Origin of the sequence: Rhizobium sp. BR 317, from assembly GCF_047445835.1 — a bacterium.
Lineage (GTDB): Bacteria > Pseudomonadota > Alphaproteobacteria > Rhizobiales > Rhizobiaceae > Rhizobium > Rhizobium paranaense.
In genome coordinates this window covers 1-602 of record NZ_JARWLB010000207.1, presented here as the reverse complement: position 1 = coordinate 602, position 602 = coordinate 1, and the positions used below count along the sequence as shown (strand labels likewise).

Sequence of the window (602 nt, the reverse complement as noted above, 5' to 3'; positions counted from 1 at the left end):
ATCGATATGTTGCCGGCGCCAAKGATCTGATCGGTAACGTCCACGCGACCGCTTGCGGTCGTCGTGCCGATCGCGCCGCCGAGTATCATGTCGCCATGGGCGGAGATATCGTCGGCCGCAATGGTCGCGGCGCTGGCAGTAAGATCGCCTGACGACAGCAGCGTTCCGGCGCTGAGCGCGCCGGAGGCGGTCAATGTCAGATGGCCGGTTCCGGCTGCCGTTGTGCCAAGGACAATCGTGCCGCCGGCCGCATTGGTGGCGGCGATATCGACGCCGGAGACGAGGGCGTCGGCMGCGATGCTGGAACCGGAGACGCTGACATTGCCGGCGCCGAGGACCTGGCCGCTGATGTCAATACGACCGCTGCCAGCCGTCGTGCCGGTGGTGCCGGCAAGGGTGATATCCTTATGGCCGGTGATATTGTCGGCAGTGATCGTCTGACCGACCGCATCGATCGTGCCGGCCGACAGGATGGTGCCCGCCTTTATGGCGCCGGCGCTGTCGTTGATGGTCAGATCGCCGCTATTCGCMAACACGATATTGCCGCCGGCCGCCTGGGTCGCGGCAAAATCGACGCCGGAGGCGAGAAGATCGGCGCTGAC

Annotated in this window: 1 protein-coding gene; it reads right to left on the bottom strand. The window is 65.4% G+C overall.

Annotation, left to right across the window (positions count from 1 at the left end; genetic code table 11):
* Nucleotides 1-602, bottom strand: a 602-nt coding sequence (locus QD357_RS32820; RefSeq protein ID WP_414126165.1) for a hypothetical protein, incomplete at both ends; no start/stop codon positions are given.